Source organism: Prevotella sp. khp1 (assembly GCF_900102205.1).
Taxonomy (GTDB): Bacteria; Bacteroidota; Bacteroidia; order Bacteroidales; family Bacteroidaceae; genus Prevotella; species Prevotella ruminicola.
This window is the reverse complement of the sequence record NZ_FNJZ01000002.1, coordinates 391809-405728: the sequence shown is the minus strand read 5'-3', so window position 1 is coordinate 405728 and position 13920 is coordinate 391809. Positions and strand designations below refer to the sequence as shown.

The 13920-nt window shown below is 45.8% G+C and carries 7 protein-coding genes; 5 read left to right on the top strand and 2 right to left on the bottom strand.

What is annotated here, in order from left to right:
* Positions 1-21: 21 nt before the first annotated feature.
* The 5 genes from BLR73_RS07480 (at position 22) to BLR73_RS07460 (ending at position 10477) form a co-directional block, all read left to right on the top strand.
* Positions 22-2799 carry a helix-turn-helix domain-containing protein gene (locus BLR73_RS07480; RefSeq protein ID WP_091860732.1) on the top strand — a complete coding sequence of 926 codons (2778 nt, stop codon included), beginning with the start codon at positions 22-24 and terminating at the stop codon, positions 2797-2799.
* 181 nt (positions 2800-2980) lie between these two features.
* The gene (locus tag BLR73_RS07475; RefSeq protein WP_176763658.1) at positions 2981-4114 is read left to right on the top strand and encodes a glycoside hydrolase family 5 protein; all 1134 of its coding nucleotides are present in this window, start codon (positions 2981-2983) and stop codon (positions 4112-4114) included.
* A 36-nt stretch (positions 4115-4150) separates the two neighbouring features.
* Positions 4151-7330, top strand: a complete 3180-nt coding sequence (locus BLR73_RS07470; protein ID WP_176763647.1) for a SusC/RagA family TonB-linked outer membrane protein — start codon at positions 4151-4153, stop codon at positions 7328-7330.
* A 15-nt stretch (positions 7331-7345) separates the two neighbouring features.
* Positions 7346-9088, top strand: coding sequence for a SusD/RagB family nutrient-binding outer membrane lipoprotein (locus tag BLR73_RS07465; protein ID WP_091860730.1), 1743 nt, complete (start codon positions 7346-7348; stop codon positions 9086-9088).
* 24 nt (positions 9089-9112) lie between these two features.
* A complete protein-coding gene (locus tag BLR73_RS07460; protein ID WP_091860728.1) occupies positions 9113-10477 on the top strand; it encodes an IPT/TIG domain-containing protein in 1365 nt (454 codons plus the stop codon).
* 487 nt (positions 10478-10964) lie between these two features.
* On the opposite strand, the gene BLR73_RS07455 is transcribed toward BLR73_RS07460, so the two are convergent.
* Positions 10965-12014 (bottom strand): lipoprotein, encoded by a 1050-nt coding sequence (locus BLR73_RS07455; protein WP_013065733.1) that lies wholly within the window; start codon positions 12012-12014, stop codon positions 10965-10967.
* A gap of 100 nt (positions 12015-12114) precedes the next feature.
* Positions 12115-13005: a Fic family protein gene (locus BLR73_RS07450; protein WP_091860725.1), complete on the bottom strand. Its 891-nt coding sequence runs from the start codon at positions 13003-13005 to the stop codon at positions 12115-12117.
* Positions 13006-13920: the final 915 nt, after the last annotated feature.

Sequence of the window (13920 nt, the reverse complement as noted above, 5' to 3'; positions counted from 1 at the left end):
TTTTAGTAATTTTGCAGCCGAATGGAACTACAACGACGATTAGAACATTGGCTGATAGCACTTTTCATGCTTTTTGCTATGCAACTTTATGCCTTAGATGTGAAGCATTTTACTTTCTCACATCTGAGTATAGCTGATGGTGTGGATAATCAGCGTATATTTTCTGTTTGCCAAACCACATCTGGTGCCATTTGGTGGTCGTCTATGAAAGGCGTAGGTCGCTATAATGGCTCGAAAGTAAGAATATACCGACTCGACGATGGTACGCCTTTCGCTCATCTTGGCGGGCGTGTTATAAAGATGGCCACTAACGATAAAGCCATTTATGCTTTTGATAATCGTGGCTCCATCTATCTTTTCCTGTCAGTTCTTGATGGTTTTAAACCAGTAGCCAGCATCTCCAAGAAGCTGGGGCACGAGGTGGCATTAAACGATATCCACGTAAAGGATGGCAACCTGTTCCTGGCCTTGCACGATGGTGTTTATCTGCTGAAGGACACCACACTTACCCAAGTGATGAAGGGAACTTATGTAAACCAGATTGTGCCCATGATGGGTCATCTGCTGTTCTGTGCCCGAGATGGTGTGTATAACGAACGGGGCCAGCGCCTGTTACCCTATAACACGGAGTACGGCTACTACGATGAAATGTCGGGCCGCTTATGGATTGGAGGTTACGAGAATGGTCTTCATATGGTAACCATTAGTCAGAATGGCAAGATTACTTCCGATGAGTTTGTGCGTATATCTGATCAGAATCTGTATCGTAATCCTATCCGTAGCATTTGTCCTTACGACGATGATACCATGCTGATCGGCATTGATGGACAAGGTGTTTATCAGATTAGTCGTGATGGTAGGGGCGGTTGCTCTTTACTCTTCGATGCCAACGAGTCGGAGCATAGCATGTTGCATGGCAACGGCGTTTATGCCATGCTGGTAGATAGTTGGAAAAACATCGTGATAGGTACCTACTCTGGTGGTATCGACATCGCCCGTCCTATCAGCACTACCACAGCCATCTATCAGCATCTGGCAAACAACCAGCAGAGTCTGCTCAACGATAATGTGAACATGGTGATGCCGCTTTCGGCTGACGTGTTGCTGATGGGTACCGATAATGGTATTAGCATTAAGAACCTTACTACTGGGCAATGGCAGCATTGTTGTCAGGGTACAGTTGTGCTTAACGCCAGCAAAAAAGCCGATGGTAGTGTGCTGGTTTCAACCTATGGTAAAGGCGTTATCGAGATTGATAGTCGAGGCAATGTACGTCAGATATACACAAAAGACAATAGTTTTTTGAAAGACGACCATGTTTATGCCACCTTATATGATAAGGATGGTGGTCTGTGGATAGGCTCTTTGAATGGCGATCTGGTATATAGTCCTGTATCGCAAATCAGTCAGAAACAAGCCGAATGTCGCAACTATCCAGTACACGATGTTCAAGCCATTACACAGCTCACTTCTGGACAGATTGTGGTTGGTACAGCCTTTGGACTTAAGCTGATTACACCTGGTAGCGCCGAGGTTAAGGAGTTAGACTATACACCTGCTGGTGTAACCGATGTAAACCCATTTGTAACACATCTGCTGGCTTCGGGCATGGAGTTGTGGATAGCTACCGATGGTGGTGGCGTTTATGTTTACCATCTTGGCAAGCACGTCAGTCGACAGATAACTACAACCAACGGCCTTCCATCTAACTATGTACGCAGCTTGGTTAAAAGCCGCGACGGACGTATATGGATTGCTACGGACGAAGGTTTGGCTTTTGTAAAGTCGGGCGAAGGCGACAAGGTTATTAATGCCAATTACTGTTATGGTTTTAATCGGGAGTACTCGCGTGGAGCAGCTCAGGTACTGCCCGATGGCGATATCGTATTTGGCTCAACTACAGGTGCCATCATCATTCATCCTGAGAATGTACAGCCCCTTAATTATACTGCCAGCATCACTTTCGTTGGTGTTAACTGCGATGTAGATTCGGATAAACTGCAGAATACAAAGGTGTTTAACCTGCTTAACCAAGGCAGGTTGAGTCTTTCTTACCGTCAGCGCACGTTCGATCTGCAGTTCGAGAGTGTAAACATGCGTAACCACTTCGATATCGTTTACCGCTACAAGATGGGACGTGGCGAGTGGAGTAAACCCACCGACCAGCAGTATATACGCTTTGTTAATCTCGAGCCAGGCGAGCATCAGCTAACACTACAATGCCTCAGTCGTACAACAGGTACTGTGCTCGACTCCAAAACGCTGATTATTACAATTGCCCAACCTTGGTGGAGCTCGTGGTGGATGTGGTGCATCTATATTGCTTTGGTATTGTTGGCGTTCTATACCGCTTGGCAGGTATATAAACTGCACGAAAAGTACATGCGCCTGACCATCGATCATCTGAAGGCTACCAATGCTTCTACACCTGCATCAGTACCCGCTGCCGACGAGCCCGAAGAGGTGCAGGTTGCTGATAGCGATGAGGCAGAATCCGACTTTGTAGATAAGGCTACCCAACTGATATCCGAACATCTTAGCGACACCGATTATTCTATTGACAGTCTTTGTCGCGAAATGGCTATGAGTCGTACACTGTTCTATGTAAAACTGAAGTCGTTTACAGGTAAATCGCCTCAGGACTTTATCCGTATCATCCGTTTGGAGCGTGCAGCCCAGATGCTGAGAAACGGACGTAGCGTATCAGATGCAGCTACACTTGCAGGCTTCGAAAATGCCAAGTATTTCAGTACAGTATTTAAGAAATACTTCGGCGTATCGCCCTCAAAATACCAGTAAATAAGGTTTGAATTCTGTTACAAAAGGTTTCAAAGCTATCAGAAAATAGCAATGAAACCTTTTTTGCGTAGCATCAAACCCCCATCAGGAAAGGTTTGCATAATTTTGCAAACCAAATAAAACAATCAGATAATTAAAAATGATTTTTGAGTTATTAGTTAGTAGTATTCTTTGCTGTGTAATGGCTGCGCCTGCTAAGGCTCAGCCTACGGCAAAGGAGTGGAACAAAGATGTTGTTGGTTGGAATCTGGGTAACCAGTTTGAGTGTTCGGCTCCAGGACAAGATGGCGAATCGATGGCCATCGGTATGGCCGATAACAGTATCAAGGCCGAAACCGCCTGGGGAAATCCTGTGGTAACCAAGAAAAACATCAAGGCAGTAAAGGAAGCAGGTTTTAATGCCGTTCGTATTCCTATCCGTTGGCAGTGTCACATCACCAATCCTACAGCCATGAGTATCGATAAGGCTTGGCTGGCTCGTGTAAAGGAGGTGGTTAACTGGTGCCTGAGCAACGATCTGAAAGTGATTATCAATACACACCACGATAAGTGGCTTGAGGGGCGCCCCACCAACCAATACAAAGACGAGAACAACCAGAAGTTAGCTCTGCTTTGGCTGAATATAGCCAGCGAGTTTGCCAATTACGACTACCGTGTAGCCTTTGCCGGAACTAATGAAGTACACATTAAGGACAACTGGGGTAAGCCCGAAGCCGAGAATCTGGCTGTGCAGAACTCCTACAATCAAACTTTTGTTGATGTTGTACGTGCTACGGGTGGCAATAATGCCAAACGCCATCTGCTGGTGCAGACGTATGTTTGCAACCCCGACTTCGGAATTAATAACGGCGATTTCATTGTGCCTACTGATATCGAGGGCAATGGCAACGATTATATGAGTGTAGAATTCCATTACTATACCCCCTGGGATTATGCTGGCGAGTGCAAGTATAATTTCTGGGGTGAGCCTTATAAGGCCAAAGGCGAAGCTTCGCCTAACGACGAAAAGACCATGAGCGAGTTTTTCGATAAGGTGGTAAGCACATGGAGTAATCAGGGTTTAGGCGTAGTAATAGGCGAGTGGGGTGTTACCGATCGCCAGAAGAGCGGTCAGACCGATTTGATTCATGAAAACATGACCTACTACTGCCACTTCCTGGTTAGCGAGGCTAAGAAGCGCGGTTTCTCCACCTTTATCTGGGACAATAATAGCTTTGGCAGTGGTTCGGAGCATTTCGGCATCTTCGATCGCAATGCTGGCATGAAGGTTAAGGCACCCTGGGTGCTTCAAGGTATTTTGGATGGCAAGAAATAATATATAAATTCCAATTATAATTTAACTAATTAAACAATGCACATGAAGAAATCAAAAACGCTTCTCAGTCTGCTTTTTGCAGGCATGATGTGGATGCCGTTGACAGCAGGTGCCGTTACAACTAACGGTCATGCAACTTCAGTAGCCCCCGACGACCAGACCATTTCTGGTACCGTAGAGGATGCCAATGGCCCAATGATTGGAGCCACTGTTAAGGTGGTTGGTAGTTCTGCAGGAACTGTTACCGATATCGATGGTAACTTTAAGGTAAAGTGCAAACCCGGCGATATGCTCGAAATCAGCTACATCGGATTTGCTACTAAGCAGGTAAAGGCCAAGCAGGGCATGAAAGTCCTGATGGAGGAAGACAAGACCTTGCTCGACGAGGTTGTTGTTACCGCCCTGGGTATCAAGCGCGATCGTAAGGCTCTGGGTTACGCCCTCTCTGAGGTAAAGGGCGAGGAGCTTACAAAGGCTAAGGAAACCAACGTTATCAACTCGCTTTCGGGTAAAGTAGCAGGTCTGGTAGTTCAGAATACCGCAGGTGGTGCTTCTGGTTCTACCCGTGTACTGCTGCGTGGTAACACCGAAATCAGTGGTAACAACCAGCCTCTCTACGTTATCGATGGTGTGCCCCTTGACAATACCAACTTTGGTAGCGCAGGCACTGAGGGTGGATACGACCTGGGTGATGGTATCTCAGCTATCAACCCCGATGATATCGAGAACATGACCGTACTGAAAGGTCCTGCCGCTTCGGCCCTTTATGGTAGCCGTGCATCACATGGTGTGATTCTGATTACTACCAAGAAGGCCGACAAGGATAAGATCAGCGTTGAGTATAACGGTTCGCTCACATTCGACCAGCAGCTGGCTAAGTGGGACGATATCCAGCAGGTTTATGGTATGGGTTACAGTGGTGCTTACAGCCCAACTGCTACTTCGGGTACCAACTCAAGCTGGGGTGCTAAGGCCGACGATCTGGAGATTGAATATTTCGATCACGTAAAGCGCCCATTCCTGATGTATCCTAACAATACCAGCGAGTTCTTCCGTACTGGTATGACTACCCAGAACACAGCTATTCTGTCTGTTAACTCTGGTAAGACTGGTGTTCGTTTCAGCGTTACCGATATGCGTAACAAGGATATTCTGCCTAATACACACATGAGTCGTGATAACTTCAACCTGCGTGTAAACACATCAGCTGGTCCTGTTGATCTCGACTTCACAGCCAACTACACTCGCGAGGATGTTAAGAACCGTCCTGCACTGGGCGACTCTCAGAGCAATATCGGTAAGAACCTGATGACTTTGGCTGGTACCTACAATCAGGCTTGGCTGAAGCACTATCAGACTGAGGATGGCGACTATGCCAACTGGAATGGTAACGACCAGTATAACAAGAACCCTTATTGGGATCTGTATAAGAACGAGAACACCACTGGTAAGGATGTGTTCCGTCTTACAGGTAAGGCCATCTGGAATATTACCGATCACTTGAAGTTGCAGGGTACTATCGGTACCGATATGAACTTCATGTCGTTCCAGGATTTCATCTGCCGCACTACTCCTGGTAAGCAGGCTGGACAGCTGCAGAACCAGAAGTTCACAAACCGCACTCTGAATGCCGAGCTGTTGGCACTCTATAACAACCAGTTTGGCGATTTCGATGTAAACGCTACCCTTGGTGGTAACATCTTCAAGGTAAACAATAAGACTGATATCTTTACTGGTACCGACCAGCAGATGAAGGATATCATTGCTATCATGAACTATGCCGAGCAGAGCATTCAGCAGAATACTTACAAGAAGCAGATTAACTCTATCTTCGGTTCGGCTAGCGTAGGTTATCAGCACACCTACTATCTCGAGGCTACCGTACGTGGCGATAAGTCATCTACTCTGCCTATTAATAATAATGTATATATCTATCCTTCGTTCTCAGGTAGCGTTGTGTTCTCTGAGTTCATCAAGAACAAGAGCCTGATTAACTATGGTAAGATTCGTGCTTCGTGGGCACAGGTAGGTAGCGATACCGATCCTTATCAGCTGGCGCTGAACTACACCACAGGTAAGTACTCTTACGGTGGTTATGTAATTGGTATGATTAACAACAACACCCAGCCTAACAAGGACCTGAAGCCAACCCGTACCAACAGCTTTGAGCTGGGATTGGAGATGAAATTCTTCAAGGGCCGTCTGGGTCTGGATGTAACTTACTACAACCAGTTGTCAAAGGATCAGATTATCGGTCTGGCTTCTTCATCAACTTCTGGTTATAACTATCGCCTCATCAACGCTGGTGAGATTCAGAACAAGGGTATCGAGATTGCACTCAACGGTCGCGTGCTGCAGATCAAGGATTTCGCATGGGATGCTGGTGCAAACTTCTCAAAGAACACCAATAAGGTTAAGTCGCTCATCGACGGTATGGACTACTTCGAGCTTGAGAAGGCAACCTGGTGTGGTGTTAGCGTAGGTGCCGAGGTTGGTAAGAACTACGGTTCAATCATCGGTAAGGACTTTAAGCGCACAGCCGACGGACAGGTAATTATCAATGCCGAGAGCGGTCTGCCAGTTGTTGACGATCAGACTCACACACTGGGTAACGCCTCATGGGATTGGACTGGTGGTTTCTATTCTACCTTTACTTATAAGAACTTCCGCCTCTCTGCAGGCTTCGACGTTAAGGTTGGTGCCGATCTCTTCTCAATGTCAATGCGTTCGGCCTATGCTACAGGTAAAGCCAGTGGCACACTCGAGGGCCGCGAGGAGTGGTACCGTTCTGAGGAGCTGCGTAAGCAGGCTAATATGACACTTGATGAGTGGCGTGCTGCCGGAAAGTGCGAGGGACTGATTGTTCCTGGTGTTATCGACAATGGTGATGGTACATACCGTCAGAACGATATTGCCGTTAATCCCGAGTCGTACTGGAAGACTGCTACCGAGAATGCACCTTCGATGTTTATCTACGACAACTCGTATGTAAAGTGCCGCGAAATCACCTTCGGTTACACATTCCCTGAGAAGTGGCTGGGTAAGACCGTGAAAGGCCTGAATGTTTCGTTCGTAGCTCGTAACCCATTCATCGTATGGAAGAACATTCCTAACATCGATCCTGACTCAGGTTACAACACCTCAGGACTTGGTTTGGAGTATGGTTCGCTGCCCTCACGCCGCAGCTATGGTATCAATGTAAACGTAAAATTTTAATTAGCATCAGTTATTATGATTACCAAATATATTAAGAAAACCCTTTTCGCTGGTATGGTTGGCTGTACCTTCCTGGCTACTGCATCTTGCAGCGATAGTTACATGGAGGAGCTCAATACCGACGAGACCAAGGCGTCATCGATTGCTCCAAGCGCCCAGCTCACTACAGCATTGCTGCAGACCTATGGCGACTTCGGACTGATGGACACCTATCGTAGCTACATTACTGGTTTTACACAGCACTTCGCAGGTGGATGGAACGTTAGCAACTATGCTGGTAGCGTACATGCACAGGACGATCAGATGCGCCTGATTTGGGACCAGTACTATGCTGTGGCTATCAAGAATATTGTAGATGCCATCGCAAATTCTGAGGATATGCCAAACACCAATGCCGCTCTGCGCATTCACCGTGTTTACCTCATGTCGGTTCTTACCGATACCTATGGCGATATTCCTTGTACCGAGGCTGGTTTAGGCTTTGTTAAAGGTATTTCTAATCCTAAGTACGATACTCAGGAGGAGATTTATAACTTCTTCTTCGATGAGTTGGCTGCTTGTGTAGATCAGCTTGGTACTGGCACCGATAATATTGGTGGCGACGTTACCAGTCTGTATGGCGATCCTGCAGCTTGGCGTAAGTATGCCAATGCCCTGCGCCTGCGCTTTGCTATGCGCATCAGCGATGTGAACCCTACTAAGGCTCAGCAGGAGTTCGAGAAGGCCCTCTCGGCTAATGGCGGTTATATCGCTTCTGAGGCCGACGATGCCTACATTATCTATACCGACAGCCCCTTTACTCTCTACGACGGCTCACGCGACCTTGATTTCCGTGTAAACGCACTTGGCGAGATTCTGTATGGCCAGGATCCTACTTCGCCTACATTTATCTGCTCCACATTCTTCAATATCTTAAAGGATAACAACGACCCACGCCTTTATCGCATCTGCCGTCACTACATCAACACTAATCGTTCGGAGATTAAGCCCGACCGCGAGTGGAATATCGATGTTACCGACGAGGTTAGAGCTTATCTCGACAAGGTTGATACCTATACCGCTTGTGTACCAGGTGCTGCCTGGTGGAGCGATTGGGTAAATGCACCTGCTAACTCTGAGATTCCTACACTCGAGAAGTATGTAAAGATGTATCCCGAGGCTGGTTTCGATCAGAACAACTTCAATGCACGTATGATTCGTCCATTCCTCTCTATCGACTTTGAGATGCCCGAATGTCCTGGTACACTCATCAACTCAGCCGAGGTAGAGTTCCTGCTGGCCGAGGCTAAGCTCAAGGGATGGAATGTTAACGGTACCGTTGAGGAGCACTTCAAGGCTGGTATCAAGGCTTCGATGGCCTGGATGAACAACCACTATCTGCAGAACAAGGATAAGATTGCCGATGCCGATATCGATGCCTACATCAATGGTTTGATGAACGCTGGCGTGCTTACTACCAATGCTAAGGAGGCCATCAACACTCAGGCTTACATCCTGCACATGATGAACCCTGCTGAGGCTTGGGCTAACCTGCGTCGTTCCGACTATCCTGTACTGGCCGATCGTACAAAGCTGGCTATCCGTCCCGACTTTACTTACGACGATGCTAATCTGTCAACACCTAATCGCCTGCGTTACCCTATCCTGGAGAACCAGTACAACAGCGAGAACTACAAGGCTGCCATCGAGCGCATGGGTGGCAAGGACGATTGGCACAAGCGTCTCTGGTGGGACACAAGCGATATCAATGTCGAGTAATAATTTTAAAGAAATAATTGCATTATGATTACTAAGAATATATCAAAATATCTCGCCATGTTCTTCATGGTTTGCGGCATGGCTGCTAATACAGCTTGCACATCTGATGAGGATCCGTTCTTCACGGCTGGCGAGGACGATTATCCCCGTATCCTGAATACGGATATCCCCGAAGGTAAGGGTGGCGAGCCTGGCGTGCTCATGACCATCGAGCGCACCCAGAACTTCCAGTTCGACGTAATGGTTACCCCCGTTAAGTACACCACCGTTACCTGGCTTATCGACGATGAGCAGGTAGCCGAAGGTCTTTCTATCGACACACCTGTACTGGCTGGCGAGCACATCGTAAAGATCGTAGCAGCTACCACTAAGGGTCTTGAAACCTCACGTACCTGCAAGCTCGTTGTTCTGCCTGCCGAGGGCGATCCCTCACTGGCCAGCGACGGCAAATCACGTTGGCTCACTATCGGTAGCACCAAAACTATCGATTGCACCAATGCTACTAACGTAACCAAGGTGTTCGTGGGCAAGCAGGAAGCTAGCAACGTATCGTTTGCAAACGGAAAACTTACCTTTACTGTTCCCAGCATGGCCGAGGGCGAGTACACTGTTGTTATCGAGGCCGATGGCGCACGTTATGGTTGCGGCGTATTCACAGTCAGCAACACCGAGTATGTTGATCCAGGCGTAAAGGAGACTGTACTCTGGGAGGGTAGCACCGAGATTAACTGGGGCGATGCAAACGTTACTGTCTCAGCTGCCGATATGGCTAATGTGCCTGTTGGCGCTACCATCCGTTTGGTTTACGAAATGGCCGATATGCCTGATGGCTATCATGCCCTGCGTATCACCACACCTTGGTGGGGCGATAATGCCGAGGATCAGATTGTAGCTCAGTTCGACCTCACAGCCGACACACCAAACCCATTCGAGTTCACCTACACCGAAGCCAACAAGGCTATTGTAGATGAGCGTGGCGGTATGCTCATCGTAGGTTATGGTTACAAGCTTACCAAGGTTGTAGCTGTAGAGAATGTAGCTCCTGCCGAGACCACCCTTTGGGAAGGCGGCACCGAGATTAACTGGGGCGATGCAAACGTTACTGTCTCAGCTGCCGATATGGCTAATGTGCCTGTTGGCGCTACTGTGCATGTTTACTACCAGATGGCCGATATGCCTGATGGCTATCATGCCCTGCGTATCACCACACCTTGGTGGGGCGATAATGCCGAGGATCAGATTGTGGCTCAATTCGACCTCACAGCCGACACCGCTAACCCATACGACTTTACCTACACCGAAGCCAACAAGGCAATTGTAGATGAGCGTGGCGGTATGCTGCTCGTAGGTTATGGTTACAAGCTTACCAAGGTAACATTCTCGAAGTAAATAAAACATCTATACTACCATGAAACATCAAGGGCTGGTATTCCTCCACACGGATACCAGCCCTCATTTTTGTATAACCATTTTATCACTACGCATTTTAAGGTGATAATTGCGAAATCTCTCAACCTCTCACTCAAATCTTCTGAAACATGCATAAATACTGGGGATAGAGGAGGATGAGAGGTTTGCTAAACCTCTCACTGTACCTCTCACTTTTATATCAAAGATGACGAATGCTGAAACTTCTCATAGGGGGAGGTTGAGGGAGAGGTTAGGTGAGAGGTTGGAGCAACCTCTCATGTGGCTGAAATGCTTTGTATATAAAGGTTTCAAAGGTATTGAGTGAGAGGTTGAGATGTTTTTGCAAAAAAATCATGCCACCATTAATGCTGGCATGAGTACTTATTAGATATGACTCCAGTACGCCTTAGGAAGTACTGCAGTCCTCTTACTAAAGGACTCGATTCCTCCTACGGAAGGATTTTCATTACAACTGATGGCTATGTATATATGCTTTGACAGCTCGCTGTACCTCAGTACTTTTTGTTTTGTTGGTTATCAGTTGGTAGATCGGTATTACATCGTCGCCAGTCAGCAATACGAGCGATAGATTATCGTTATTTGCTTGGTTCCACCATTCAGCAATAGCTTTTGATGATTTCTCTTTGCTGAGAGGTAATTGAGCGAATTCAGTTGAAAGCCTTTGCGTGTTGCCACCATGACATTGTACTGATAGTGCGCCACCTTTTGTAGCTTTCGAATCGATAATTTTCCAATAAACGGGGTTATATACCTCGTTCATACGACGGAACATACTACATAAGAAGCAATCGTCATCGTTTGTATTTTCTTTCAGGCCAGAACGATAGAGTGATAGGATATTTATTCCCATAAGTGCACATTTGAGTACATGGGTGCCAAATCGTTCTACAATACGTTCAGCGCTTTCGTTTTCAAGTGCTTGTTTGAAATCATCAGTCAGGATACGGTCAATATATCGTTCAGTCGGTATCAGCAGTTTCTTTTCATATACGGCGTATCTGTCCATATACATCATAAACGAGTAGTTATCGCTTCGCTCCTTGCTTTCCTTAAACAAAGGATTGCTTGTAAAAGTACCAGCGAAATATACGTCGCCTGGTTCGCCCTCGAGTGTAAATCCTTCTGCTCTACGCAAACCATCCAAGAAAGTCCATGAATACCCAATGCCACTTACCAGACTTCCTGTTCCGCTACTGGCCACAATAGATGTCATCTCGTCTGGTTCTATTTTGTTCAGGTCGATCACATTCTCGCGCAGGCATTCGTTGCTAAGATATGGTCCCGTTATATCGTAACCTGAGCCCAGATATTCTTTTGCAGCAAGAGGCATATCGGCCGATAGGTTGGTGATGGTTTCCTCTTCGGGTACAGCAACTTCGCCCTTGTTAGTAGGGTCGTTATTATCTACGATATCTTCATTATTACTGCTGCAAGAGACGAGAGAGAAGGCAGTAAGCGCAATACATATTGTTCTCCTGAAATTAATTGTAATCATACCTTATATAATTGGTTATGGTGCAAAAGTACTAATTTCTGTCAATACACAAAAAATAATATCCCTATAATTAATGAGGGAAATCCCTATTATTCTATTATCAAGCGTGCTTTATTCTAAAATACTTTAGCAGTTCTTTGTACATATCCTGAGCTGTCAGACAAGTGTCTGTCAGATAGCCGTTAATATGCCCCCATTCTCGCAGACCTCTATAATAGAACATCTTCAAATCATCTGTAATAATGAATGGAACGATATTATTGGCTAGGCACTCCTTAAACATCAGCAATCGACCAACGCGACCATTACTATCTTGGAAAGGATGAATCTGTTCAAACCGCACATGGAAGTCAAGAATATCTTCGAATGATTTCTTGCCTTTATGATTATATTCATCCAATAGGGTTTTCAACTGCTTGTGTACATCCTCTGGTGCACAAGTATCCTGTCCACCAACCTCGTTTGGTAATCGTTTATAATCGCCAACGGCAAACCAATCCTTACGACTATCAGAAGTTCCTGATTTCAGCAACAGATGCAGATGCTTTACCAGATTTTCTGTCAGTTTATCCTCTGTATGATCGATGATATAATCGATACAACGGAAGTGATTAACTGTCTCTACAACGTCATCCACATTTATAGCGCTGTCAGTAACACCAATCGTATTAGTTTCAAAAATATATCGAGTCTGATCGTGGGTAAGCTTGCTACCTTCTATATGATTAGAGTTATAAGTAAGGTCTATCTGGGTGCGATGATAAATACCACCTTTTAGTTTCGATGCCTTCTGCTCTCTCAACGCCTTAAGAAGTGGCGATACCTTTTTATTTTTCTCACCACGCTTGGGCAAAGCAGCATCTGCAGGAATATTCCAAGTCTTTCCTGTTAAGAAAGCCCCCTCTATCTTCCCTTGGGCACAATAATTTCGGGCCGTACGCTCAGAAATACCATACTTTTCTGCAAACTTACTAACTGATATATACTCCATGTTTCAACGCTATCGGCAAGTTTTTACGCCAATTCACGCCACAAATATATAACTTTTTGCCGATACCGGCAAGTTTTTGAAACAAAAACCACTAAATACTTCACTTTTTAACTCAATGAATCATGGAGTCGGTTCCATGATTTCCAGTAAATTCGACAGAACGGCGTTTTTTGTTCCCAAGGTGGGAATGGATTGTTCCCTAACTGGGAATAAAATGTTCCCTAGTTGGGAATAAAGTGTTCCAAAGAAGGGAATATCCCCTAAGGAATAGGTCGAACACCTTGTAGGCATAATCTGAATCACTTGTAGACATAATCCGAATGACTCATAGAAATAACTCGAATACAATAACCTATTTTATATATAGTTTATCGAATTTTTCTCTCATCTCTCAACAAATCGCTCAAAACCCGCATAAACACTAGGGATTCGAGCGATGAGAGATTCTAAAAATCCCTCCCTAATCTCTCCCTAATCTCTCACCCGATCCCTCCAGACACACACACCTCAGCCAGATTTTAATATTTAAAGAAAAAACCGAAAATAATAGCCAAAAAACTTGCAAAACTTCCTGTGAGGGTTTCCTGAGAGATTGTTGAGAGATTAGGGAGAGATTCCAAAAATCTCTCACCCATCTCAAATCCTTTGTACACGGGCGTTTCGAGAGATTTCTTGAGAGATGAGAGATTTTTTTAATATGATATAACAAAATAGAGCCGCAACCCTGAAAAGGTTGCGGCTCTATTTATATAAGAGGTGTATCGCTTATGCGAATGGATTCTCTGTTGGGTAGAAATCGCCCTTTGGGAAGTTGTAGTCGATCTCCTCAACGGGGATACCCATGTACTTGAGAACCTCCCAGAGATACTTACCCTGATGGCCGAGACAATTTTTCCGCCAATTATTTCTTTGTTT

Excerpts from the sequence above, each read along its gene's own strand:
- BLR73_RS07480 (WP_091860732.1), top strand. The coding sequence starts at position 22 with ATGGAACTACAACGACGATTAGAACATTGGCTGATAGCACTTTTCATG.
- BLR73_RS07475 (WP_176763658.1), top strand. The coding sequence starts at position 2,981 with ATGGCTGCGCCTGCTAAGGCTCAGCCTACGGCAAAGGAGTGGAACAAA.
- BLR73_RS07470 (WP_176763647.1), top strand. The coding sequence starts at position 4,151 with ATGCACATGAAGAAATCAAAAACGCTTCTCAGTCTGCTTTTTGCAGGC.
- BLR73_RS07465 (WP_091860730.1), top strand. The coding sequence starts at position 7,346 with ATGATTACCAAATATATTAAGAAAACCCTTTTCGCTGGTATGGTTGGC.
- BLR73_RS07460 (WP_091860728.1), top strand. The coding sequence starts at position 9,113 with ATGATTACTAAGAATATATCAAAATATCTCGCCATGTTCTTCATGGTT.
- BLR73_RS07455 (WP_013065733.1), bottom strand. The coding sequence starts at position 12,014 with ATGATTACAATTAATTTCAGGAGAACAATATGTATTGCGCTTACTGCC.
- BLR73_RS07450 (WP_091860725.1), bottom strand. The coding sequence starts at position 13,005 with ATGGAGTATATATCAGTTAGTAAGTTTGCAGAAAAGTATGGTATTTCT.